Source organism: Sinorhizobium fredii USDA 257, from assembly GCF_000265205.3.
Lineage (GTDB): Bacteria > Pseudomonadota > Alphaproteobacteria > Rhizobiales > Rhizobiaceae > Sinorhizobium > Sinorhizobium fredii_B.
Window position 1 is genome coordinate 4645608 of the sequence record NC_018000.1, and the last position, 25174, is coordinate 4670781.

General features: G+C 62.9%; 22 protein-coding genes. 5 read left to right on the top strand and 17 right to left on the bottom strand.

Translation table 11 applies throughout. From position 1 onward, the window contains the following. Positions 1–77 precede the first annotated feature (77 nt). The 3 genes from USDA257_RS21790 to USDA257_RS21800 form a co-directional block, all read right to left on the bottom strand. Entirely contained in the window at positions 78–461 is a 384-nt protein-coding gene (locus tag USDA257_RS21790) for a hypothetical protein (protein ID WP_014765138.1), read from the bottom strand. 266 nt (positions 462–727) lie between these two features. Continuing rightward, complete coding sequence (locus tag USDA257_RS21795) at positions 728–1192, bottom strand: chemotaxis protein CheW (protein ID WP_014765140.1); 465 nt, start codon at positions 1190–1192, stop codon at positions 728–730. A gap of 2 nt (positions 1193–1194) precedes the next feature. Further along, on the bottom strand, positions 1195–3273 hold the full coding sequence (locus tag USDA257_RS21800) for a methyl-accepting chemotaxis protein (RefSeq protein ID WP_014765141.1): 2079 nt from the start codon (positions 3271–3273) through the stop codon (positions 1195–1197). Positions 3274–3515: 242 nt separating this feature from the next. Here USDA257_RS21800 and USDA257_RS37225 point away from each other — a divergent pair, with 242 nt between their 5' ends. From USDA257_RS37225 to USDA257_RS21820, 4 genes are all read left to right on the top strand, one after another. Next, positions 3516–3674, top strand: a complete 159-nt coding sequence (locus USDA257_RS37225) for a hypothetical protein (RefSeq protein ID WP_014765142.1) — start codon at positions 3516–3518, stop codon at positions 3672–3674. Between the two features lie 150 nt (positions 3675–3824). Then, a complete protein-coding gene (locus USDA257_RS21810) occupies positions 3825–4424 on the top strand; it encodes an SCO family protein (protein WP_014765143.1) in 600 nt (199 codons plus the stop codon). Between the two features lie 131 nt (positions 4425–4555). Then, a complete protein-coding gene (locus USDA257_RS21815; RefSeq protein WP_014765144.1) occupies positions 4556–5431 on the top strand; it encodes a 50S ribosomal protein L11 methyltransferase in 876 nt (291 codons plus the stop codon). Positions 5432–5984: 553 nt separating this feature from the next. Next, entirely contained in the window at positions 5985–7820 is a 1836-nt protein-coding gene (locus USDA257_RS21820) for an aminopeptidase P family protein (RefSeq protein WP_041414518.1), read from the top strand. 237 nt (positions 7821–8057) lie between these two features. Here USDA257_RS21820 and USDA257_RS21825 read toward each other — a convergent pair whose 3' ends face one another. The 5 genes from USDA257_RS21825 to panC all read right to left on the bottom strand — a co-directional run bounded on the left by USDA257_RS21825 (position 8058) and on the right by panC (position 11409). After that, entirely contained in the window at positions 8058–8297 is a 240-nt protein-coding gene (locus USDA257_RS21825; RefSeq protein ID WP_041414520.1) for a hypothetical protein, read from the bottom strand. Between the two features lie 108 nt (positions 8298–8405). Next, on the bottom strand, positions 8406–8714 hold the full coding sequence (locus USDA257_RS21830; RefSeq protein ID WP_014765149.1) for an AzlD family protein: 309 nt from the start codon (positions 8712–8714) through the stop codon (positions 8406–8408). A 3-nt stretch (positions 8715–8717) separates the two neighbouring features. Further along, complete coding sequence (locus tag USDA257_RS21835; protein WP_014765150.1) at positions 8718–9434, bottom strand: AzlC family ABC transporter permease; 717 nt, start codon at positions 9432–9434, stop codon at positions 8718–8720. 275 nt (positions 9435–9709) lie between these two features. After that, positions 9710–10531 (bottom strand): 3-methyl-2-oxobutanoate hydroxymethyltransferase, encoded by an 822-nt coding sequence (gene panB / locus USDA257_RS21840; protein WP_014765151.1) that lies wholly within the window; start codon positions 10529–10531, stop codon positions 9710–9712. A gap of 2 nt (positions 10532–10533) precedes the next feature. Further along, positions 10534–11409, bottom strand: coding sequence for a pantoate--beta-alanine ligase (gene panC / locus USDA257_RS21845; RefSeq protein WP_014765152.1), 876 nt, complete (start codon positions 11407–11409; stop codon positions 10534–10536). Positions 11410–11778: 369 nt separating this feature from the next. Here panC and USDA257_RS21850 point away from each other — a divergent pair, with 369 nt between their 5' ends. After that, the gene (locus USDA257_RS21850; protein WP_014765153.1) at positions 11779–12183 is read left to right on the top strand and encodes a VOC family protein; all 405 of its coding nucleotides are present in this window, start codon (positions 11779–11781) and stop codon (positions 12181–12183) included. Between the two features lie 108 nt (positions 12184–12291). Here the strand turns inward: USDA257_RS21850 and ligA are convergent, their stop codons facing one another. The 9 genes from ligA to murB form a co-directional block, all read right to left on the bottom strand. Beyond that, positions 12292–14445: an NAD-dependent DNA ligase LigA gene (gene ligA, locus USDA257_RS21855; RefSeq protein WP_014765154.1), complete on the bottom strand. Its 2154-nt coding sequence runs from the start codon at positions 14443–14445 to the stop codon at positions 12292–12294. A gap of 168 nt (positions 14446–14613) precedes the next feature. After that, positions 14614–16287, bottom strand: coding sequence for a DNA repair protein RecN (recN, locus tag USDA257_RS21860; protein ID WP_014765155.1), 1674 nt, complete (start codon positions 16285–16287; stop codon positions 14614–14616). A gap of 35 nt (positions 16288–16322) precedes the next feature. Beyond that, positions 16323–17189, bottom strand: coding sequence for an outer membrane protein assembly factor BamD (locus tag USDA257_RS21865; protein WP_014765156.1), 867 nt, complete (start codon positions 17187–17189; stop codon positions 16323–16325). Between the two features lie 337 nt (positions 17190–17526). After that, positions 17527–18480 (bottom strand): UDP-3-O-acyl-N-acetylglucosamine deacetylase, encoded by a 954-nt coding sequence (gene lpxC, locus USDA257_RS21870; protein ID WP_014765157.1) that lies wholly within the window; start codon positions 18478–18480, stop codon positions 17527–17529. A gap of 328 nt (positions 18481–18808) precedes the next feature. Then, positions 18809–20578, bottom strand: coding sequence for a cell division protein FtsZ (ftsZ, locus tag USDA257_RS21875; RefSeq protein WP_014765158.1), 1770 nt, complete (start codon positions 20576–20578; stop codon positions 18809–18811). Positions 20579–20679: 101 nt separating this feature from the next. Continuing rightward, positions 20680–22011 carry a cell division protein FtsA gene (gene ftsA / locus USDA257_RS21880; RefSeq protein ID WP_014765159.1) on the bottom strand — a complete coding sequence of 444 codons (1332 nt, stop codon included), beginning with the start codon at positions 22009–22011 and terminating at the stop codon, positions 20680–20682. Beyond that, positions 22008–22937 carry a cell division protein FtsQ gene (gene ftsQ / locus USDA257_RS21885; protein WP_014765160.1) on the bottom strand — a complete coding sequence of 310 codons (930 nt, stop codon included), beginning with the start codon at positions 22935–22937 and terminating at the stop codon, positions 22008–22010. The genes ftsA and ftsQ overlap by 4 nt, the downstream gene beginning before the upstream one ends. Continuing rightward, positions 22925–23851, bottom strand: coding sequence for a D-alanine--D-alanine ligase (locus USDA257_RS21890; protein ID WP_014765161.1), 927 nt, complete (start codon positions 23849–23851; stop codon positions 22925–22927). The genes ftsQ and USDA257_RS21890 overlap by 13 nt, the downstream gene beginning before the upstream one ends. Positions 23852–24197: 346 nt before the next feature. Continuing rightward, positions 24198–25172: a UDP-N-acetylmuramate dehydrogenase gene (gene murB / locus USDA257_RS21895; protein WP_014765162.1), complete on the bottom strand. Its 975-nt coding sequence runs from the start codon at positions 25170–25172 to the stop codon at positions 24198–24200. Between the last annotated feature and the right edge of the window lie 2 nt (positions 25173–25174).

The window sequence follows — 25174 nt, forward strand, 5'->3', positions numbered from 1 at the left end:
CGTCGACGTCTGGTCGTCGAGTGGCAAGTTCGTTGTTTGACGGCAGGGGTCGGCGTTGCTTGCCGGCCTTTGGCCGCTCAGGGAACTGGTGCCGGAGGGATGATACCCTGGTAGTAGTCGCCCTGACCGCCACCCTGGTACTCATTCTCGTAATGCTCACGGACCTGGGAAGGCGATCCGCCGAAGCGGCGCATAGGCACCGGCTCGACATAGATGCTGCCCGTCGGCGCCGGATCGACGTAGATGCTGCCGGTCGGCGCTGGATCGACATAGACCCTGGGCTCGACGTAATACGGGCTCTCAACCATAGGGACGTACACCGACCCACTGTTCTGGGTCCCCGGAGGATGATGCGGGTCGATGCCCTGATAAAAGCCATTCGCAAGGGCCGGCACGCCAGCCCCGACGAGGGCGGATGAAAGGACAAATGCAGCGAAAGATGTTCTCAGAAAAACTTTCATGGCATTGCTCCTGTGTCCGTTGCAGCATCCAGCTCCAACGGATGCTGCAACTATCAATATAGGACCTCCTCACCGATGCTGCACTTGCCATAACTCGTTTCCCGTGCAGGTGTTCCTCGCCAGCGCTCGACAACTCGTCACGCTCGCTCATCTCAGCGCGATCCGGAATTGCCCCTCGCTCGACCTGCGCCGCTGCGATGAGGCTCATGCAAAAAGGGGCCTGCTTTAGCAGGCCCCTTTGGGGAAAACATGGCTTGCGTTCAAGCCTATGCGGCCTGGGACAGTTCCTCGGCAATGACGGTATCGAGGTTGAGGAAGCAGACCATCGATTTCTCGAGCGCGACGATGCCGCGGCAGAAGGCGCGCTGGGCTTCGGGGATGATTTCCGGCGCCGGCTGCAGGTCTTCGCTGCGGATCGTCATCATGTCCGAAACCTGCTCGACCAGAAGGCCGACGAGCTTGCCGGCGATGTCGGTGACGATGATCGCCGAACGTTCCGACGGCTCGGTCATCTTCATGCCGAGGCGGCACGCCATGTCGATGACGGGGATCACCGCGCCGCGGAGGTTGATGAGACCGAGCACGTAGGGCGGCGTGTGCGGCATCGGCGTCACCGGTGCCCAGCCGCGAATTTCGCGGATCGCCATGATATCGATGCAGAATTCCTGGTCTCCGAGGTGGAAGGAGACGATTTCGAGATAGGCGCCAGACTGCTTGATTGCGTTGCTCATGATCAGAATTCTTCCCAATTGTCACCGGAGGCCGTGACGGAGGGCACGGAGGCCGATGTGTTGCCGAAAGCGCCCGCCAGCTTGCCCATGAGAGCCTTGGCGGGAGATGGAGCCGGACGGGCGGATGCCTGCGCTGCCGCCGGCTGACGAAGCGCAACGGACTTTGCGGCCACTGCCTTGCTTGCGCCGGGTTGAGCGTTCGACCTTGCCGGGCTTGGCTTGATCGACGGCGCTGCCGTCGCTGGAGCGGCAACCCGCATTGCCGTCTCGCTGACCCGTCCGTTGCGGAATTGGCTGAGAAGATCGCTGAGCTTCTCAGCATCCTGTGCGAGGGTATGGCTCGCCGCATTGGTCTGTTCGACCATTGCGGCGTTCTGCTGCGTCATCTGGTCGAGTTGGCTGACTGCGGCATTGATCTCGTTGAGCCCGGTCGACTGCTCGCGCGCCGCCTGCACGATAGAGCTCATATGTTCGTTGATGCGCACGACATTTGCGCCGATGCGTCCGAGCGCGTCGCCGGTCGCCTGGACCAGCTTGACGCCGGTTTCGACCTCGGTGCCTGAGCGCGACACCAGCGCCTTGATGTCCTTCGCGGCACCCGCCGCACGTTGCGCGAGTTCACGGACTTCCTGGGCGACAACGGCGAAGCCCTTGCCAGCCTCGCCGGCCCGCGCGGCCTCGACGCCGGCGTTCAGCGCCAGGAGATTGGTCTGGAAGGCAATTTCGTCGATGACGTTGATGATCTTGCCGATCTCGTTGGATGCCCCCTCGATACGAGCCATGGCGGAGATGGCCTCACCGACGATACGGCCCGATTCCTCGGCGTTGACGCGCGTCTCGCCGACCATACGACTTGCCTCTTCGGCGCGGTCGGTCGCCGTTTTGACGGTAACTGTGATCTCTTCCAATGCTGCCGACGTCTGCTCAAGCGATGCCGCCTGCCTTTCCGTCCGGCGCGCCAGGTCGTCGGCGGCGCTGCGCATCTGTCGGCCGTTGGAGTCAATCGAGACCACATTCTCCTTCACATTGCTCAGAACATGGCTGAGCCGTTCGACCGTGTTGTTGAAGTCGCGGCGCAACGTGTCGAGCCCCTCCTCGAAAGGCTCGCGAATCGCGACTGCGAGATTGCCTTCGGCAAGCTGATTGAGCGCCCGGCCGAGAGCATCCGCTGCGGCCTTTATGCGACCGACCACCTGCTCTCGCTCGACGGCCTGGCGCTCGCGGTCCTTTTCCATCTCGTCTCGGCTTGCGGCGGCATGCTGTTCGAGGGAGCGCTTTTCCGTCGCCGCGGTCCGGAACAGGTCCACCGAGCGGGCCATCTCGCCGATCTCGTCGCCACGATCGAGGGCTGCCACGGCCGATGTGAGGTCGCCCGAATGGATGCGCCGCATGCTGTCGCGCAGGCCAAGGATCCCGCGGCGAAGCGCGTTTCCGTGGAACCAGATCAGCGCCAGCATGCCACCCATGGCCAGGAAACCGACGACCGTTTGCAAAATGAGTGCGTTGCTCGAGGCGACCCGCGCCTCCTCGGTCCGCTCCGTGGCGAGGCTGGCCGCGGCGTTCGTGATTTCCGTCAGCAGGGAATTCATGCGCTCGCCGCCGCCGTCGATCGCGTCGTCCAGACGAGCGAAATCCCCCGCCGGCGCACCCGCCTCCACCAATCCTTTCAGGTCCACTTCGATCGCCTTGCGCAGTGCGGCGAGATCGGATTCGAAGCTCGCGAGAAGCTCGGACTTGCCGAGCAGCCGCGCCAGGATTTCAAGTTCTGGCGTCTTCGCGTCGAGCAGTTCGAGAGACGCTTTTATCTGTGCTGCCCGTTCCGGCTGGATCTTGCGCTCGTCGCGATCGATGATCGAATCCATCGCGATCAGCACCAACCCTATGCTCGCAAACCGCATTGCCCCGGCCGTTTTCATGCCGTCCTCTGCGACGATTGCCTTCTGGAGCGCAACTTCCGAGCGGCTATTCTGGTAAAATCCGACTCCAAGCAGGGAGCCAAAGCCGAGGAAGGCCGCAGCCGCGAGCGTCGCCAGCCGCTGGCTGACCGAGAGGGTGCGCTTTTCAGAAGGAGAAGTGATCATTGAGTGGCAGTCCGTGGCAAATGGACCTGCCCGACGCGAGCGCGGTCCTCCGTTGCGATCGATGCGGATAGCCGGGCTCGATCAACCGGATGACCTCATGTCATGTCGAAGTGGTGCACTTCTCCGCGTCTGCCGACAGTGGCAAAGAGACCTTAAACATTCGCTAATACAAGGGGCCATTTCCTCCAATGGGTTGATCGGACCACTCTTTCCTTGCCGTTTCAGGATGCTATGATCGTCTCATGCGTACGGACATCAAAAAGTCGCTCTCGCCTCTCGTCCTCGCCCTCCTCACGGGCGCGCTCGCGCTCGTCTTCCTGTTCGCCTTCCAGGGCTGGATCGCCCATGGGGCGGATATCTTCCTCTCGCTCGCGCAGGCGGGCATTTCCTGGTGCTTCTGAAAAAAAGGGGCAAAGGGCGGGAGTAGCCGCCACCGCTGAGCGAGGAAACGCCTGCGGCAATTGTGCCTTTGCACCGCCGCTGCCGAAGCGCTATCAAAGCCTCGTGTTCATCGACGGCCGACAATCGGCCGCAACAGTCCGGTGGCAATGATGAAGTCAATACGCATCGCCCTTTGGGCAGCCATCCTCGTCATGGTGGCCCTCCTGGGTTGGCTCACCTACGACATGACCCAGTCGAAACAACAGGCGTCTGCCGGCCCCTTCGGCGTGCCCTTCACACTGGTCGCCCAGAACGGTCAGCCGATCACCGAGAAGGCGTTCGCCGGCAAGCCGACCGCCCTCTTCTTCGGCTTCACCCATTGCCCGGAAGTCTGCCCGACAACGCTGTTCGAATTGAATGGCTGGCTTGAAAAGGTCGATCCCGAGGGCAAGAGCCTGCAGGCCTATTTCATCACGGTCGATCCGGAACGCGATACGCCGGAAATCCTCGGTCAGTACGTCTCCAACGTGTCGAAACGCATCACCGGCATTTCCGGCCCGCCGGACAAGGTGCTGGACATGGTCAAAGGCTACCGGGTCTACTACAAGAAAGTCCCGGTCGACGAAGCCAAGCCCGACGGCGACTACACCATGGACCATACGGCCTCGGTCTTCCTGCTCGACGCCGACGGAAAGTTCCGCGGCACGATCTCCTATGGCGAAAACCCCGAGACGGCCGTCACGAAGCTTGAAAATCTCGTAAAGAGCTGATGGCAGCGTCATTCCATCCAAAGCGCCGGTCACTCCGGCGCTTTGCGTTTGTGCGCCAATCATGTTAGCGGCGAAACCCGCGCGCCTGATCGAGACGCGCAATTGCCGCCAGGCAGCCAAAGGAAAAAACCTTGAGCGAGATACGTCTTTTCGTCACCACCACCGAGACGCAGGCGGGAGCCGTTCTCGACGTCATGAGCGTGAACTTCGAAGACGAGGGTTACGCGGTCGCGACCATGGAGATCGACGAGAAGCGCGACGTCTGGGAAGCCTCTGTCTATATGATGGCGGACGAAGAGGCGAGTGTGAGGGCCCGCCTTGCCGATGCGCTCGCCGCCGATTTTTCCCACCTTCCCATCGAGCGTGAGGTCCTGCCGGAGATCGACTGGATTGCCAGGTCGCTGGAGGGCCTCGCCCCGGTGCGCGCCGGCCGTTTCGTCGTCCACGGCTCCCATGACCGGGACAAGGTGAAGACCGGCGAGATCGCCATCGAAATCGATGCGGGTCAGGCCTTCGGGACCGGCCATCACGGCACGACCGCCGGCTGCCTGGAAATGCTTGCCGGCGTGGCACGCTCGCGCCGTATCGGCAACGTCCTCGACCTCGGCACCGGGAGCGGCGTGCTGGCGATTGCCGCCTGGAAGCTCCTGCGTGTGCCGGGGCTTGCGACCGATATCGATGCGATCGCGACCCGCGTCGCCAGCGAGAATGCGCGCCGCAACGGCGTCGTCGCCGGCCTGACCTTTGCTACCGCGCCCGGCTTTCATTCGACCGCCTTCGGCGCGCATGGTCCTTTCGATCTCGTCATTGCCAATATTCTGGCGCGGCCGCTGATGAAGATGGCGCCCCAACTCGTCGCCAATCTCGCGCCCGGCGGCTCGGTCATCCTTTCCGGCATCCTCGCCGAACAGCGCTGGAAGGTGCTTGCAGCTTATAACGCCCAGCGGCTCAAGCATGTGCGGACGATCTGGAGAAACGGCTGGGTGACGATCCACCTGACGAAATAGGCTTCCTCCATATCCTCGACAGCACCGCCTCGCGTGGCGCTTCCTACCGTGGTGCAACTTCGGCGCTCGATAGACCAACAAACGAAAAAGGCCGCCCGATCCATCATGGCGGGCGGCCTTTTCGAAACAAAGGCGATGCCGAAGCATCGCCTGCTGGCCGGCTTGTGACCGACCATGCCCGCGAGCTTGAGGAGGAGGAGCGCTCGAGCGGGCTCTACCGTTCCGAAATTGGCCACCTTGAGGGAGGAGGAGAACAGACGACCAATTATCTCGGAACTGCAGTCTTTTGAACTGCCGGACGTTCGTCCGTGTTCGTTGGCGCGCTTATAACCCATTATTTCAATAGAGAAAGATACATTGGCGCATGGGAGCCATGCACCTCACGCATATGTATGATAAATGCGCGATCCCAAATCATCATCCTGCACGCGTTGAAGCGCCCGGCGAGCGGGTTGTTCATGGCAGGATGTCGCCTCTTTCCCCCGAAGCGACCTTTCCGCTAACATGGCGCCACATTCCCTGCGGTTCTCCGCCAAACCCTATGGAAATAACCATGTTTCAGTCCTTCGAAGTCACCTCCACGCCCCAGTTCGGCAAGGAGCGGGCCACCGCCTTGCGTGCCGCTTTCGCGCCGCTCGGGATCGACGGGTTCCTCGTACCGCGGGCCGATGAGTTTCAGGGCGAATATGTGCCGGCCTCGTCCGAACGGCTCTCCTGGCTGACCGGCTTCACCGGATCGGCAGGTGTCGCCCTCATCACGCAGCGTGAAGCAATTGTCTTCGTCGACGGCCGCTACGTGACCCAGTTGAAGGAGCAGGTGGACGGCAACGTCTTTACCGGCGGCGACCTCGTCGGCGAGCCGGCGCATGTCTGGCTGGAGGCGCACGCACCGAAAGGTTTCCGTCTCGGCGTCGATCCCTGGCTGCACACCGCGGCCGAAGTCCGCCGTCTCGAAAAGGCGCTTGCGACAATCGGCGGCGCGCTCGTCGTTCTCGACCACAATCCGCTCGACTGGCTCTGGACTGCCAGGCCTGCGGCTCCCCTCGGCCGCGTCACCATCCAGCCGATCGAGCATGCGGGACAATTGGCAAAGGACAAGATCGCCGCGATTGCCGAGACCGTCGCAAAGGCCAAGGCGGCCGCCGTGGTGTTGACCGACCCCTCCTCCGTCGCCTGGACCTTCAATATCCGTGGTAGCGACGTGCCGCACACGCCGCATCCGCTGGCGCGGGCCGTCATTCATGCGAATGGCCGCGCCGAGCTTTTCCTCGACAAGCGCAAGACCGGCATCGAACAGGAAGCTTACCTGACCCAGCTTGCGGATATCGTGCCCCCCGGGAATTTCGACGAACGGCTGGCATCCCTCGCCTCGGACGGCGCCGCGATCATGATCGATCCGGATCTCGCTCCCTTCGCAATCGGCGAACTGATCCGCTCCAAGGGCGGCTCCGTCATCGAGGCCGCCGATCCCGCGCGCCTGCCCCGCGCACGCAAGAACGCCGCAGAGATCACCGGTTCGCTGCGCGCGCATCTGCAGGACGGCGCGGCGATGGTCGAATTCCTCGCCTGGCTCGACAGAAGCGAGCCCGGCAGCGTGACGGAGATCGGCGCGGCGGAGAAACTGGAGGCAGTGCGCGCCACGGTCGGCGAGCGCATGCAGAACCCGTTGAAGGACATTTCCTTCGACACCATCGCAGGCGCAGGCTCGCACGCCGCGATCATGCATTACCGCGTCACCACGGATACCGACCGGCCGATCGAGGCGGGGACCATGTTCCTCATCGACTCGGGCGCACAATACGTCAATGGCACGACCGACATCACCCGCACCGTTGCAATCGGCAGCGTGCCGGAGGAGCAGAAACGCTTCTTCACCCTGGTGCTGAAGGGCATGATCGCGATCAGCACTGCACGATTTCCCAAGGGCTCTCGCGGCGTCGATCTCGATCCGCTCGCCCGCATCGCGCTCTGGAAGGCCGGTGCCGACTATGCGCACGGGACCGGCCACGGAGTCGGCTCCTACCTTTCGGTCCATGAGGGCCCGCAACGGATCGCCCGGCTTGCCACCCAGGAACTGCTGCCCGGCATGATGCTTTCCAACGAGCCAGGCTATTACCGTCCAGGCGCCTTCGGCATCCGCATCGAAAACCTAGTCGTCGTCCGGGAAGCCTCGGAAATCCAAGGCGGCGATCAGCCGATGCTCGGCTTCGACACGCTGACCTACTGCCCGATCGATCGCCGGCTCGTCCTGCCGGCTCTTTTGACGGAAGAGGAACTCGGCTGGCTGAACGACTACCACGCCGAGACCCGGGAAAAGCTGCTGCCGCTCATCGCCGATGATGAAACGCGCGACTGGCTGAAGGCCGCAACGGAACCGGGTTCACGCTGAGTCAGAGGGCGCGTATGGCGGTTGCTAAGGGAGGCCCGGCGGCGTGGGCTGGGGCTACAGGGGGGCAGCCGGGCCTCCGTTGGGAGGTTCGATGTCTCTACCAACAACGCCGTTATAGGCACCCCGGCGCCCCCGTGTAACCCGAGAATTTTACTGGATTGCACGCGAGCTACCGAATTTTCCCGGGACAAACTCTAAAAAGGAAGCGGAAATGCCGGGACGGGCCTGCCTTTCCATTCAGATTCCCAGCATTTTCTTTGCTTCGCCGAGCGCCGCCTCCGAACCGGCGTGATCGCCGGACTGGTGAAGCTGTTCACCCTTCTGCCGCAACTCCATGACCTTCGCCTTGTCAGCTTCGGAAAGAGAGGCGTTGGGCATAGCCGCGTCGATTGCGGCCATCGTCGTGGGGCACTGGTTGGCAAAGGCGGCCATAGGCGCGAGCGCCAACATAAGGGCAATTGAGATCCTGGTAATCATTGTCGCTCCTCCACAGCCGGAGGGCACATGCCTCTCCGGCATTGAAGGAATGATAGGACCGTGCCTGCGCCAATGCACCGCCTTCCCACCCGCGCGCCGGCGCTTGATCTACAGGATCAGATGCCGGACCACCATCACCGCAACCCAGCCGACGAGCAGCATCCGGAGCGTCGAGAAGCGGAGCCCGGCCGCAAAGGCGACAAACATCGAAGCGGCGACGTCGAAGCCGCCATAGACGAAGGCCGGTGCCACAAGTGTCGTCAGCACGGCGGCCGGAACGGCGTTCAGCGCCGCCTCGAGGCGTGGCGGGATCTGCTTGAACTGCGTGATCAGCACATAGCCGCCGACCCGGGTGGCGAAGGTGGCGACCGCCGCGGCGATGATCAGATAGATCAGGTTGAGATGCTCAGCGTCCAAGGTTCAGGCCCCCTTTTCCACGGCATGCATCTCACGCGGCTCCCGTTCCAGCGGCAAGCAGGCGGCGAGCAGGACGCCGGCAAGCGCGCCGATGCTGACATGCCAGGGCGAACCGACGAAATGCATGGCAGCAACCGAGGCGACCGAGCTGGCTGCGACAACGGGCAGGAAGCGGTCGCGCTTGCGGAAGCCGAGCACCAGTCCGAGGAAATAGATGGGCAGCAGCACGTCGAGGCCGATCGCCTTCGGATCGCCGATCAATTGCCCGAAGGCTGCACCGATTGCTGTATTGATAAGCCAGGGGAAATAGATGACTAGGCCGAAGCCGAGATACCAGGAAAAGCTGACCGGGAGGCCATGCTCGGCCCGCCTTTCGCTCTCCGCATATTGCGGATCGATCAGGAGGAAGAAGGCGAAGAACTTCTGGACCAGCGTGAAGTGGCGGATGTGCCTGGCGATAGAAGCCGAATAGAGCACGTGGCGGAAATTGACGGCGAAAACCGAAAGCACCACTAACCAGGGCTGGACATTGTTGCCGAACAGCTCGATGCCGACCATTTGGCTGGCGCCGGCATAGACCATGGCGCTCATGAACACCGCATCGGCGATGGTGAAACCGTTGTCGACGGCCAGCGCCCCGAACAGAGCGCCGAAAGGCGATGCCGCCACCATGATCGGGAAGCCGCCGCGAAGCCCCTGACGGAACTCGTTTCTGTCCATGAAATGCTCTCCCGTCGGAGCACGATGCGCGACCAACGCACCCGAAAGCTCTTGTGCGGGACAGATAGGCCTTGTGGCAGGCTGGGACAATTCAATTGCGCTGATGCAGTGATTGAAATTTATGATGGCTGGAAGAGCAGGCGCGCCCCGGACCGTGAACCGCCAAAGGCGGCGTAGCTCCCGCTCACCCTCATTCCTGAGCTCGTCACGGGAAGCCAGCCACGGCGCGTTGGCGCCATGAATGACCCGCTGCCCAGTCGCCATTCAAGACCGGTCTAGCGCTTCACCTGGAACGTATGCTCGATTCCCGGGAAGGTGCGAGCCTTCACCTCGTTGGCATAGGCTTCCACCGCCTTCGAGATCGCCGGAGCGAGCTCGGCGAAATGCTTGACGAAGCGCGGCTTGAAATCGTTGAAAATGCCAAGCATGTCGTCGGAGACGAGGATTTGGCCGTCGCAAGCCGGCGATGCGCCAATTCCAATGGTCGGACAACGCAGGGTCGCGGTGATCTCGCGGGCGACCGGTTCCACGGTACCCTCGACCACGATTGCAAAAGCGCCGGCGTCGTCGATCGCCTTGGCATCGCGTCGGATCTTCGCCACTTCCTTCTCGTTGCGTCCGACGGAGCGATAGCCGCCTGTGGTGTTGACCAGTTGCGGCATCAGCCCGACATGGCCAAGCACCGGAATGCCGCGGCTGACGAGGAAATCGACCGTCTCAGCCATTTCTGCCCCGCCCTCGAGCTTGACCGCGCTGCAACCGGTTTCCTTCAGGATGCGTGCGGAAGTGCGGAAGGCCTGCTCCTTCGATTCCTGATAGGATCCGAACGGAAGGTCGATGACGACGCAAGCGCGCTCAGAGCCGCGCATCACCGCCTGGCCGTGGGCGATCATCATGTCCAGCGTGACGCCGACGGTCGTGTCGAGACCGTAGAGCACCATGCCGAGCGAATCGCCGACGAGCAGGAAATCCACATGCGGGTCGAGCAGCCGCGCGATCGGCGTCGTATAGGCGGTGAGGCTGACGATCGGCCGTTCACCCTTCAAGGCTTCGATACTGGCGGGGCTGAGCCGCCGCTTCGTGGTCTGGACGCTCATTCTCAGGCAACCTTTGCAAAACGGGCGGATTTCGGAGCGATGACGCGATTGTCGAGCAGCTTCGTCGCGCCGAAGCGGACGAAGAGCAGGAGCAGCACCGGCTTTTCGCCGATCTCGCTGACCGGCTCAAGCGATTGCGGATCGCGGAGTGCCACGACCTCAGGTCGCGCCAACGGCTCGCTCGATAGGAATTCGGTGACGCCCTTCTCGACAGCCGCCGGATCGGTGACGCCGCTGGCGATCAACCGCTCGGCCTCGTCCAGCGCCTTCGGCACGATCGCGGCGGCCTGGCGCTGATCCGCAGTGAGATAGACGTTGCGTGAAGAACAGGCGAGCCCGTCGGCTTCGCGCACGGTCGGCACGCCGATGACGGTAACAGGCTGAGCGAGATCCTCGACCATCCTGCGGATAATCTGGAGCTGCTGGAAATCCTTCTCGCCGAAATAGGCGCGATCCGGCTGGACTATATTGAAGAGCTTGGTGACCACCGTCGCAACGCCGGCGAAATGCCCGGGGCGCACCGAGCCTTCCAGCTCGGAGCCGAGCTTCGGAAGGTCGACGACGGTTTCCATCGGATGCGGATACATATCGGCAACACCCGGAGCGAAAAGAAAATCGACGCCGCCTTCGGACAGCATCGCCTCGTCGCGGGCGAGATCGCGCGGATATTTGGCGAGATCCTCATTCGGGCCGAACTGCAGCGGATTGACAAAAATGCTGGCGACGATCACGTCGTTCTCATCGCGGGCGCGGCGCACCAGTTCCATGTGGCCGACATGAAGATAGCCCATGGTGGGAACAAGGCCGATCGATTTACCGCCGCGCCGGTGCTCTGCAAGGGCTGCGCGCAACTCGGCGATGATGGTTATGGTCTTCATCTCCGGACCCTCCAATCCGCCGGGACGGGAAAGAAACGTCCCGTTTCGCTGATATGGCGAGCGGCCAGCCCCGCGAAAAGGCAATTGCACAAATTTTGGCTGCAAGGTCTATCTTGTGCAGCGCAAAAACACAAATGGAAATGGTGCGAAGGGGGATCGCCGAGAGGGACAGCAGGTCGATTGCCGGCGGCCTGCCTTGGAGCAGTGGATATTATCCTCGCTTCGTAATTACACGCCGATGCCGGACCGATCTCGATGCTTGACAGTCGGTGCCGGGACGCCAGTTAGATCTCACTTCCGCCTGTCGGCCGGCGAGGTCGTGTTTCGTCCTTGTCGGCAGAGACCAACATCAGTCACGAGGAGCACCCCATGCGCATGATTTTCGTCAATCTGCCGGTCAAGGACCTGAAAGCCTCCCGGGCATTCTTCTCCTCCCTCGGCTTCACCTTCAACGAGCAGTTCTCGGATGACTCGGCCGCCTGCATGGTCATCGACGACAACATCTTCGCCATGCTTCTGACCGAGCCGCGCTTCCGCGACTTCATCATCGGTGAGATCAGCGACACGGCGAGGGCCACGGAAGTTATCACCGCGCTTTCCGCCGGGAGCCGGGCCGAATGCGACGAAATGTTCGACAAGGCGATCGCCGCCGGCGGCAAGCCGTGGAAGCCGGCGATCGACTACGGATCAATGTACGGCGTGAGCTTCCAGGATCCCGACGGCCATGTCTGGGAGTTCATGTGGATGGATATGTCGGCGCAACAACAGGGCTGATCAGCCGAGTATTTTCGTCAGAGGACAGTTGGATCCAGCCGAGGGCATAGTACTCAAGCGGCGCGTCTGCGCCATGGAGCGCTGCCACACCTAATTGAAAGCCCGGAGTTAACCACCAATCAGCGCCAGCCACTCGTCCTCGTCCATGGTCTGGATGCCGAGTTCGCGGGCCTTATCGAGCTTCGAGCCGGCGCCGGGGCCGGCCACCACGATATCGGTCTTCTTCGAGACCGAGCCCGCCACCTTGGCGCCGAGGCTTTCCGCCTTCGCCTTGGCCTCGTCGCGCGTCATCTTTTCGAGCGAGCCGGTGAAGACCACCGTCTTGCCGGCGACGGGGCTGTCCGTTGTGACTCGCGTTTCGGCACTTTCCGGCGTCACCTCTTCGAGCAGGTCGGAGACGACCTTGAGATTGCGCGGCTCCTTGTAGAATTCGACGATGGCGCGGGCGACGACCTCGCCGATCCCCTCGATGCTATTGAGCTCGTTCCAGGCGTCGCCGACGAGGCTCCCCGCCTCGACCATCGCCGCGCCGAAATGTTCATAGCTGCCATAGGAACGCGCGAGCAGTTTGGCCGTCGTCTCGCCGACATGGCGAATGCCGAGCGCGTAGATGAAGCGGTGGAGCGCGATCGAGCGGCGGGCATTGATCGCCTCATAGAGTTTCCTGACGCTGACCTTGCCGAAACCCTCGATGTTTTCGAGCTTGGCCAGCGACGCCTCCTGCCGGCGCTCCAGCGTGAAGATGTCGGGCGCGGTGCGGATCGACAGCGCCGAATCCTCGCTTTCGAAGAAGAATTCGATCTGCTTCGATCCAAGCCCCTCGATGTCGAAGGCGTGGCGCGAGACGAAATGCTTCAGGTGCTCGACGGCCTGGGCCCGGCAGACGAAGCCGCCGGTGCAGCGGCGCACCGCGTCCACCTTTCCGGTCTTCTCGTTGATGTCGCGCACCGCATGGCTGCCGCAGACCGGGCATGTGGTCGGGAACCTGTAGGGCTCCGCCGCCTCCGGCCGCTCGTCCATCACCACGTCGACGATCTGCGGGATGACGTCCCCTGCCCGCTGGACGATGACCATGTCGCCGATGCGGATATCGCGCCGCTCACGGATCGGCTCGCCGCTGTTGCCGACGCCACGGATATAGTCCTCATTGTGAAGCGTCGCATTGGTGACGACGACTCCCCCCACTGTGATCGGCTCCAGCCGCGCAACCGGAGTCAACGCACCGGTGCGGCCGACCTGGATGTCGATGCCCCTGAGCCGCGTGAAGGCCTGTTCGGCCGGGAACTTGTGCGCCGTCGCCCAGCGTGGGCTCCGTGAGCGGAAACCGAGGCGCGCCTGCAGATCGAGCCGGTCGACCTTGTAGACGACGCCGTCAATATCGTAGTCGAGATCCGGCCGCTCGCGCTCGATGTGGTGATAGTGCTCGAGCAGTTCGTCGGCCGAGGATATTCGCTGCATCAGCGGATTGACCGGGAAGCCCCAGGCTTTGAACGTCTCGACCATGCCGAACTGCGTATCGGCCGGCATGGCCGACATCTCCCCCCAGGCATAGGCGAAAAAGCGCAGCTTGCGGCTCGCCGTCACCTTGGCATCGAGCTGCCGCAGCGACCCGGACGCAGTGTTGCGCGGATTGACATAGAGCGGCCTGGCCTGCGCCGCCATCTCCGCATTGAGCGCAGCAAAATCGGATTTCGCCATATAGATCTCGCCGCGGACCTCGACGACATCGGGCGCATCGGCCGGCAATGTCTGCGGGATCATCCGGATCGTGCGGATATTGGCGGTGACGTTCTCGCCCGTCGTACCGTCGCCGCGCGTTGCCGCCGTCACCAGCCGCCGGTTCTCGTAGCGCAGCGACATGGAAAGCCCATCGATCTTCGGCTCGGCCGTAAAGGCAATGGAATGGTCCGGCAGCTTGCCCAGGAAGCGGTAAATGCCGGCGACGAAATCGCGGGCGTCCTCATCGGAAAAGGTGTTGTCGAGCGACAGCATCGCCCGGGCGTGGACGACGGGCTTGAAGGTCAGCGACGGGGCCGCACCGATCTTCCTCGAAGGGCTGTCATCGCGAATCAGCGCCGGAAAGTGTGCCTCGATCGCGTCATTGCGGCGCTTCAGCGCATCGTAGTCCGCGTCCGAAATTTCCGGCGCATCCTGCCCGTGATACAGCGCATCGTGGCGCGCAAGTTCCGCCGCAAGGAAGGTGAGTTCCTCCGCTGCTTCGACTTCGGTCAGTTGCTCGACGGGCTTCTTCTCATTCAGCATGGATGGCGACTCCGGATCTGCGAGTCGTTTTTACTGCATGATTCCTCAAATCGGAATCAATTTGAGGAGAAAATCATCCAGCAATTCAAAGTGCTACGGCGAGCTTTGCGCGCCTGAAAGACGCGCGGCGCCGTAGAGTAAACCTGCGCGAAAGAAAGGTGGTTGCGGTCAGCCGTTGCCCGCCAGCAACCGCGCTGCCGCCGCCCTCGCCTCCTCGGTGATCGAGGCGCCGGCGAGCATGCGGGCGATTTCCTCGGTGCGCGCCTCGTCGTCCATGCGGGCGACGCGGGTGGCGATCATTTCGGCCCTTTGCGCCGACGGCCCCTTCGAGATCAGCAGATGTGTCGCGGCGCGCGCGGCAACCTGGGGTGCGTGGGTGACGGAAAGCACCTGAACGGTCTTCGAAAGCCGCTTCAGCCGCTGGCCGATGGCATCGGCAACGGCGCCGCCGACGCCGGTGTCGATTTCATCAAAAACAAGCGTCGGCGCCGAACCGCGATCGGCGAGCGCCACCTTCAGCGCCAGGAGGAAACGCGAAAGCTCGCCGCCCGAAGCGACCTTCATGATCGGCCCCGGCCGCGTGCCGGGATTGGTCTGAACATGGAACTCGACGACATCGATGCCCTCCGCCGACGGCGAGTTGGAATCGCTGGCGACCTCGACCATGAAACGGGCGCGCTCGAGCTTCAATGCTGGCAGCTCTTCCATGACGGCGGCCGAGAGCGCGGTCGCCGTGTTGTGGCGCTTTTCCGAAACAGCGCGTGCCGCCGCGTCGAAGGCCGCTTTGGCGGCGGCCACTTGCACTTCGAGCTGTTTCAGTTTCTCCTCGCCGGCGTCGAGATCCGCAAGCTCCGCGATCATCCTAACGGCAAGCGCCGGCAGTTCGGTGACGGGCACCGAATATTTGCGGCTGGCGGCGCGCAGCGCGAAAAGCCGCTCCTCGACGCGCTCCAGTTCCTTCGGGTCGAATTCCGTGTCGCGCAGCGCCCGTTCCACCGCCATCTGCGCGTCGGAGAGCTGGTTCAGCGCCCCGTCCAGAAGCTCGACGGTCTCTTCCAGCAAGCCCGGCGCCTCGTGGCTCTTGCGTTCGAGGCGCCGCACCAGGGAGGCGATCAGCGGCACCGGCGAAGCGTTGCCGTTCAGGAATTCGGATGCTTCGCTGATGTCGCCGGCGATACGCTCGACCTTCATCATGCGTGCCCGGCTTTCGGCGAGTTCCTCCTCCTCGCCATCCCTTGGCGCCAGCGCCTCCAGTTCCTCGACGGAGGAGCGCAGATAGTCCGCCTCCCGTGCTGCCGCCTCGACGCGCTCGCGGTGCTTCCTCAGCCCCCGCTCGGCGTCTCGCCAGGCGCGATAAAGCGTCCCGACCTCTTGCGCCGCCTCGGTGGTCCCGCCGAAGGCATCAAGCAGCGCGCGGTGCGCGTCGATGTCGACAAGCGCCCGATCATCGTGCTGGCCATGAATTTCGACGAGCACCTGTCCGGCCTGGCGCATCAATTGCACGCTCACCGGCTGGTCGTTGACGAAGGCCTTGGTGCGGCCGTCCGCCGACTGCACCCGGCGGAAGATCAGGTCGCCGTCATCGTCGATGCCGTTTTCGCGCAGCAGAAGCCGCGCCGCATGACCGGGCGGGACGTCGAAGACGGCAGTCACCTGCCCCCTCTCCTCGCCATGGCGCACGAGCGAACCGTCACCGCGGCCGCCAAGCGCCAGCGACAGGCTGTCGAGAAGAATGGATTTGCCCGCGCCGGTTTCGCCGGTCAGCACCGAGAGCCCCGCGTCGAAGCTGAGGTCAAGCCGTTCGATCAGGACGATATCGCGGATCGAGAGCTGGGCGAGCATCCGGTGTCATATCTTCCTTGGCAGCGCTGAGACAGTCAGGCGCCGATGAGTTTCTTGCCCGCCCGCGCGATCCAGGACGTGCCGCTTTCGCGCGGTTCAAGACCGCCCGACTGCAGCAGCTTATAGGAATCGGCGTACCACTGGCTGTCCGGGTAGTTGTGCCCGAGAACCGCTGCCGCCGTCTGGGCTTCTGCCGTCACGCCCATGGCGAAATAGCCCTCGACGAGACGCGCCAGCGCTTCCTCGACCTGGTTGGTGTTTGGATACTGCTCGACGACGACGCGGAAACGCGAGATGGCGGCAAGATATTCCTTGCGCTCGAGGTAGTAGCGGCCGACCTGCATCTCCTTGCCGGCGAGCTGGTCGCGGGCGAAGCGGATCTTGGCCTGCGCGTCGTCGACATATTCGGAGTCCGGATACTTGTCGACGACCACCTGCATCGCGTCGATCGCCTTCTGGGCCGGCTTCTGGTCCTGCGTCACTGCCGGAATCTGCTTCGTGTAGGCGAGGCCCTGGATATATTGTGCATAGGCCGCGTCTTCCGACTGAGGATAGAGGTTCAGATAACGGCTGGTCGAGTTGATGGCGTCCTGATACTGGCCGTTGCGGTAGGCGACGAAGGCGTTCATCACCAGCGCCTTGCGGGCGTATTCGGAGAACGGATGCTGTTTGTCGATGGCGTCGAATTTGCGCCCCGCTTCCGTCGTCTTGCCGGCGTTCAGGTTGGCGAGGCCCTGGTTATACAGCACTTCCGGCGGATCGGTTTCCGCGGTGAGCTTGGTGATATCGATATCCGGGTCGTTCTGGCAGGCGGTGATCAGGCTGCTGCCGGCGATAGCCGCAAGGACGACCGCGACGACGCGCACTGATTTTCTCATGTCAACAGAAACTGCAAGGACCATCGGATATTCCCGTTTCACCTACAGCGTTGCGCGTCTTATCAGACGCGCAAAGGTCGCTGTAGCACTTTAGATTGCTGCATGTCTTTGTCCTTAGATCGAGGTCGATTTAAGGAGACGTGCAGTAGCGGTTGGCATCCGCCAGACTTGCGCGTTTTAGAGCAAGTTGCCTCAAGACCGCAACGTCATGATCGGCAATTCATGCAAATTTGTGGCGCTTCGGGTGGGTTTCCGAGGCGTATGCACTCTTTTCCACCGAGTTCCGCCGCGCTTCGCTGAGACCGGCCACGAAAAAGCCGGCCTTTCGGCCGGCGACTGGAGAGGTAGTGTGCTTTTTTTCTCAGGCAGACCAGGGCGCAAAGCCCGGAGCCGCGACCGCCACCAACTCGCGCGAGCGTGTGCGCTGGCGCTGCGACGCAGTTTCCACCACCTCGTAGGCGGTCGGGTCGCTCAAGAGTGCCTTGAGAGCATTGGCGTTCATCCTGTGGCCACCCCGATAGGAACGATAGCAGCCGAGGAACGGCGCGCCCGCCAAGGAAAGGTCGCCCACGGCGTCGAGCGTCTTGTGGCGAACGAACTCGTCCGTGTAGCGAAGACCTTCGACATTGACGACCGTGTTGTCGTCCGAGATCACCACGGAGTTTTCGAGCGAAGAGCCAAGTGCGAAGCCGGCAGCCCACAGCCGCTCGACGTCACGCATGAAGCCGAAGGTCCGCGCCCGCGACAGTTCCCGCTTGAAGACCGCCGGCGTCATGTCGCCCTTCCAGGCCTGACGGCCGATCAGCGGGCAATCGAAATCGATCTCGACTTCGAAGCGCATGCCGTCATAGGGCGTGAATTCAGACCAGGAAGCACCGGATTCGATGCGAACCGGCTTGAGGATGCGGATGTACCGGCGCTTGACCGCGAGCGCCCGGATCCCCGCCTGCTCGATGGCGTCGATGAAAGGCTCGGAACTGCCATCCATGATCGGCATTTCCGCGCCACTGACTTCGATCAGCAGGTTGTCGAGGCCAAGCGCATAGACCGCCGCCATGACGTGCTCAATCGTTGCGATCGATGTCGCAGGCGAAAGTCCGAGGACGGTGCACAGGTCGGTATTGCCGACCTGCGACGAGACGGCTCTGAACTCGCTCACCCGCCCGCCGGGAAGCACCCGCTGAAACACGATGCCAGCATCCGCCTCGGCCGGATGGAAGGTGATCTCCACCTCGACGCCGGAGTGGACGCCAATTCCCTTGAGGGTTATCGGGCTTGCGATCGTCGTCTGAAACCCGAGCAGTTCGATTCCCATTCTCTTCGTCACTTTCAATCAACTAGGGCCGAAGCCAAACTCTTTCGGGACGCCGCGATATCAGCGCAGACCAATCAATCGTGGCCCGGCAGCTGTCGGCCGAAGCCAAGTTCTTCGAACTAACAGCGTCCGATGGAATCGCATGCGTCCCCTTTCCGCTGCTGAAAATAAGAGTTCGGAGGCACCATTCCAAATCACTGTTCGTTTCGCTTTGTTACGCAATTCATATGCGCACAATGGAATGTTCAACCTATTGAGACAAAACGACAAAGTGAAAATGCCCGGGCTGTCGCCCGGGCATCGGCAAGGTGAAGGAACGGACTGCGAATCAGTTCGATTGACGGCGCAGGAACGCCGGGATCTCGAGCTGATCGTCCTCATTCGAGCGTATCTGCGCCGCCGCGCGGCCATGATCGTCGAGCTGGCCGCGGCGCGGAGCGTAGAGGCTCGCCTCCGGAGACAGCGGGCGGCGCTGCTGGGAAGCGGCGCTCGGTGCCGCCGACGTCATGTCGGAGGAGACGTTCTGGCTTTCCCGCTCACGCAGCCCAAGCGAGCTGGTGATCCGGTTGAGAAGGCCCATCGGACCACGCTCTTCCTGAAGCGCCGCCGCTGGCTGTGCGCGATGGTCGATCTCGGCCTTCACGACGGGCGGAAAGTCCTCGACTTTCGGCATGCGCACCGGCTCGGCCTGCTGGCGAACGACCGGAGCAGGCTCCTGGCGAACCGGCTGCGGTTGGACCTGCGGCTGAACCTGAGCCTGCATCGGAGTTTCGACGGGCCGCGGCATCGGCTGCGGCGCGCGTGCTACGGGAGCGGCTTCCACCGGAGCGGCGCCGGCAAAGAGTTTGCTCTGCGGGCGAAAGGTCTCTTCCTGGACCTGAGGAGCCGGTACGGCGACCTGGGCGCGCGTAGCGATATCGAGCTCCCGCTCCATTTCCGCTTCGCGGATCGCCAGCGCGATGTGGTCGACCGTGTTCTGTTGAACCGGCTGCTGCACCGGTTGCGGCTGCGGCGCCGGCTGTTGAGCGACGATCTGCTGCTGCGGCTGGGCCTGAACGGCTGCAGACGGACGGACGATCGGCTTCGGCGCTACCGGACGAAAGTCGGCAGAGCGGCCGGAGACCTCCGCAGCTCCACGATCGATGCCGGTTGCCACCACGGATACGCGGATCAGGCCTTCGAGGTCTTCGTCGAAGGTCGCGCCGAGTATGATGTTGGCGTCCGGATCCACTTCCTCGCGGATGCGCGTGGCTGCCTCGTCCACCTCGAAGAGGGTGAGGTCGCGGCCGCCGGTGATCGAGATGAGCAGGCCTTGAGCGCCCTTCATCGAGGTTTCGTCGAGCAACGGATTGGCGATCGCGGCTTCTGCGGCGGCCATGGCGCGGCCTTCGCCAGAGGCTTCGCCCGTGCCCATCATGGCGCGGCCCATTTCGCGCATCACCGAGCGGACGTCGGCGAAGTCGAGATTGATGAGGCCTTCTTTGACCATGAGGTCGGTGATGCAGGCAACGCCCGAATAGAGAACCTGGTCGGCCATGGCGAAGGCGTCCGCGAAGGTCGTCTTGTCGTTGGCGATCCGGAACAGGTTCTGGTTCGGGATGACGATCAGCGTATCGACCGACTTCTGCAGGTCGGCGATGCCCTGGTCGGCGATGCGCATGCGACGCCCGCCTTCGAATTGGAAGGGCTTGGTGACGACGCCGACGGTCAGGATGCCCTTGTTGCGGGCGGCCTGGGCGACGATCGGCGCCGCGCCCGTGCCGGTGCCGCCGCCCATGCCGGCGGTGACGAAGCACATATGCGTACCCTGCAGATGATCGATGATCTCATCGATGCATTCTTCGGCGGCCGCACGGCCGACTTCAGGCTGCGAGCCGGCGCCGAGACCCTCGGTGACGGCAACACCCATCTGGATGATTCGTTCGGCCTTGGTCATGGTGAGCGCCTGCGCATCCGTGTTGGCGACGACGAAATCGACGCCCTGGAGGCCCGCGGTGATCATGTTGTTGACGGCGTTGCCGCCGCCGCCGCCGACGCCAAAGACCGTGATACGGGGCTTCAGCTCGGTAATGTCCGGCTTTTGCAGGTTGATGGCCATAGTACCGTTCCTTCTCTTTTTCTGGCCGCCTTGCCGAGCCGGCCAAACCCTTCAAACTCAAATACCTGTCTTGCCCGGCGCCTGACTTGCGCCGGCGAAACTCAGAAACTCTCTTTCAACCACTGGCCCATCCGGGCGATACGGCTGTTGCCGCCGCCGAGGGCTGAGAACACGCCGCCCTGGGTGGCATGCGTCTCGAGATCGGCGACCTGCGGATAGATCATCAGCCCGACGGCCGTGGAGAATGCCGGACCCTTGGCGGCGGCCGGCAGGCCGGAAACGCCGAGCGGGCGACCGATGCGAACGTTGCGCGCGAGGATTCGACGCGCGGCTTCCGGAAGGCCGGTCAACTGGCTGGCACCGCCGGTCAGCACGATCCGCTTTCCGACGATCGGACTGAAACCGGACCGCTGGATGCGGTCTCGGATGAGCTCCATCGTTTCCTCGATCCGGGCGCGGACGATGCGCGAGACAAGCGCGCGCGGCACATGGGTCGGCTGGTCGCGGTCGTCCTCGCCGATCGGCGGAACAGAGACGATGTCGCGCTCGTCGGCGCTGTTCGGAAGCGCCGATCCATGCACGACCTTCAGTCGCTCCGCATCCTCGATTCGGGTCGAAAGTCCGCGCGCCAGGTCGGTCGTCACATGATGGCCGCCAAGGCTGACGGCATCCGCATGGACGAGCTTGCCTTCGGCGAAGACCGAGATGGTCGTCGTGCCGCCACCCATGTCGATCGCCGCGCAGCCGAGCTCCACCTCGTCGTCGACGAGGGCGGCAAGACCGCTGGCATAGGGCGTGGCGACAATGCCTTCGACCGAGAGATGGGCGCGATTGACGCAAAGCTCGAGATTCTTCAGGGCCGCCCGTTCGACCGTCAGGACATGCATGTCGACCCCGAGCGCGTCGCCGAACATCGCCAGCGGGTCGCGGATACCGCGCTCTCCGTCGAGCGAAAAGCCGGTCGGCAGCGAATGGAGGACGGCCCGATCGGTTCTGAGCGACTGCTGGCCCGCGGCGGCAAGCACCTTCTTCAGATCGTTCGCGTCAACTTCCTGGCCGCCGAGGTCGATCGTCGCCGTATAGACGTCGCTCTGCAGGCGGCCGGCGGAGACATTGACGATGAGGCTGTCGATCGTCAGCCCCGCCATCCGCTCCGCCGCGTCGACAGCGAGCCGGACGACGCTTTCGGCGGCATCCAGATCGGCGATCACGCCGTTCTTCACGCCGCGCGACTTCTGGTGGCCGATGCCGATGATCTCGATATTGTGGGTGCGGCCGGGCAGTATCTGGCTCTCGGCGCGCGGCGTCAGCCGGCCGATCATGCAGACGACCTTGGTCGAGCCGATGTCGAGCACCGAAACGACATGCGACCGCTTCGAGGACAGCGGCTTCAGGCGCGGAAGGCCGAAACTGGCGGAACCGAACAGACTCATATCCGCTTCTCCTGCGCCTTCAGCATCTTCTCCCTCGCCTTCAATGCCACTTCCCGGCGCGCAACCGCTTCCGGTGTGAGTTGTACGGTCGTGCGGTCCTCGAGCCTCAGATCGACGGCAGCGATATCGCGCTCGAGAAGCTGATGACCCTCTTCCATCTCCGCGAGAACCCGCATCGCCTGGGCGACGTCCTTCTCCGGAAGCTTCACGACGATGCCGTTGTCGAGACGCAGATCCCAGCGCCGGCTGGCGACACGCACGAATGCCTTGACGCGCGCACGGAACTCGGGCCAGCGAGAAAACTCGTCATAGAAAGCAGCGGCAGCGGTTTCGGCATCGCGGCCGACGAAGAGCGGCAGTTCGGCGAACTTGTTGTCGCGAAGAGGGGCAATCACGCTGCCGCTACGCTCGATGAGCGACAGATCCGACCCGTGCTGCCATATGCCGAAGGCCTGGCGCTCTTTGAGATTCACCTCGATGGTAGCCGGGTAGATCTTGCGTACGGTCACGCTCTCCACCCACGGCAATTCACTGATCAGCCGACGCGCCTCGGCGATATCGAGGGCCACAAGCGAGGTCGTTCCGTCAAGACCGAGCTGCTGGAGAATGTCGATCTCGGAGGTCTGCTCGTTGCCGGAGACCCGGACGTCTTCGATGGCAAAGCCGGCGGCCGTCGTCGAAACCTGCGCGAAGTTCTGCGTGTGACCGCCGAGCGACATGCCGTAGAGCCCGGTCGCCAGGAGAAAGGCGACGGCAGAGACCGTGCCGGTATGAGCAGGAAAGCGGACGCGGCCGGCGCCAAGGCTGACCAGAAAACGGACGCCCTTGCGCAGCGGGCGCGGCAATACGAGCGCATCGTCACCCTCGGCCGCAACGCCGAGCGCAGGACGAACCCTTCTGCCCCTTCTGCCCCTCAACGCAAGCACGATGCGTCCTCCACCATCCACCTTAGAAACTCACCAAACTGAAGGCCCGCATGTTGCGCCATTTCTGGCACCAGGGAGGTCGGGGTCATGCCGGGTTGCGTATTGATCTCCAGCCAGATCAACTCGCCCTCGCCATCGCCACGATCATCGAAACGGAAGTCCGATCGGCTGACGCCGCGGCAACCGATCGCCTGATGCGCCTTCACCGCTAAGGATTGTATTTTTTGGTAAATATTTGGTGAAATCCGCGCCGGAATGACGTGTGTTGAACCACCTTTTACATATTTGGAATCATAGTCGTAAAAGGCATGCCCCTGCGGAATGATTTCGGTGACGCCGAGTGCCACGTCGCCCATGACGCCGCAGGTGAGTTCGCGGCCGGCAATGTAGCGCTCGACCATCACGCGGTCGCCGTAGCGCCATTCGCTGGATGTGATGACCTGGGGCGGATGCGACTGGTCTTCCTTGACGATGACGACGCCGAAGCTCGACCCTTCCCGCACCGGCTTCACCACATAAGGCGGCCGCATAGGATGGACGTTCCCGAACTCGCGGCGGTCCATAATCAAAGCGTCGGCAACGGGAATGCCGGCGGCCTTGGCGACATGTTTCGCCTGCGCCTTGTCCATCGCTAGCGCCGAGGCAAGGACGCCGGAGTGGGTATAGGGAATCTCGAGATATTCCAGGATGCCCTGGATTGTCCCGTCCTCGCCGAAGGGCCCATGCAGGGCATTGAAGACGACATCCGGACGCAAATCGGCGAGCACGGCGGCAACGTCACGCCCGACATCGACGCGCGAAACCCGGTAACCCTCGGCCTCCAGGGCATCCGCACAAGCCGCCCCGGAAGACAGGCTCACCGGCCTCTCCGAGGAAAATCCGCCCATCAGGACAGCAAGATGCCTGCCGCTCATTCAGACCCCCAAACAGTACGCCACTATCGCAAAGCTTGCTTGCGCCTGGCTGTTTCCGACAGCCCGAGTCGCGAGATCTCCGCGTCAGGCCACTACAACGACATTATGGTTAATGAATCGTTTACTTTGGTTAATTCTTCTTGCGGGAGCACTGTCTTCCGCCTCAGGAGAATCAACCAACATCAAGGGCTTCACGACTGAATCGGCGCTTTCTATGGCGACACGTAAAATGCGCAGAGTTGCAGGTTTCATTTGCGAAGCTGCGCTAACTGATGGGGCTCAGCTACAAGAATGAAAAGGCCGCGGCGGTTTCCCGTCGCGGCCTTTTTCACTCTTCCTTCTCGCCTCAGCCCGCGGCGCGGCCGAGGAATTCCTTGATCTCGTAGCCCGGCATGAAATTGCCGATGCGCTTGATCTCCCACTCCAGCTTGATGCCGGAATGCTCCAGCACGCGGGCGCGCACCGTCTCGCCGAGATATTCGAGCTCGTAGCCGCTCGCCTGGCCTGTATTGATCATGAAGTTGCAGTGGAGCGGCGACATCTGGGCTCCGCCGATCATCAAGCCGCGGCCGCCGGCCTCGTCGACCAGCTTCCAGGCCGAATGGTCTTTCGGATTCTTGAAGGTCGAACCGCCGGTCTTCTCGCGGATCGGCTGCACGGTCTCACGATGCTGGCGCACCGCATCCATGTCGCTGCGGATCTTCGCCGTGTCCTCCGGAAAACCTTCGAAGATCGCATGCGTGAAGATCAGATCCTTGGCGGCGGCGGTGTGCCGATAGGCATAGCCCATGTCGGCATTGCTCAACACATGCTTCTTGCCCTTGCGGTCGACCGCGTGGACCTCGACGACGCGTTCCCGGGTCTCGCCGCCATTGGCGCCGGCATTCATCCTCAGCGCGCCGCCGATCGAGCCAGGAATGCCGTAGTAGAAGTAGAAGCCGCCGATGCCATGGTCGAGCGCCATCGCCGCGATGTTCTTGTCCGGGCAGATCGCCCCCGCCATGATGCGGTTCTCCCCGACGATCTCCAGATCGCCGAAGCCCTTGGCGGAGAGGCGAATGACGACCCCCGGAATACCGCCGTCGCGCACCAGCAGGTTCGATCCGACGCCGATCACCATGACCGGCACCTCTTCCGGCACCAGCTTCAGGAAAGCGACGAGATCATCCGTGTCGTGCGGCTGGAACATCAGCTCGGCAAGCCCGCCCGCACGAAACCAGGTGACGCGGTCCATCGGGGCATCGGGCGTGATACGACCGCGAATTGCACTGACGCCGCTTCCGAGCGCGTCCAGGAGTTTCTGACCGTTAACCTGCTTCATGC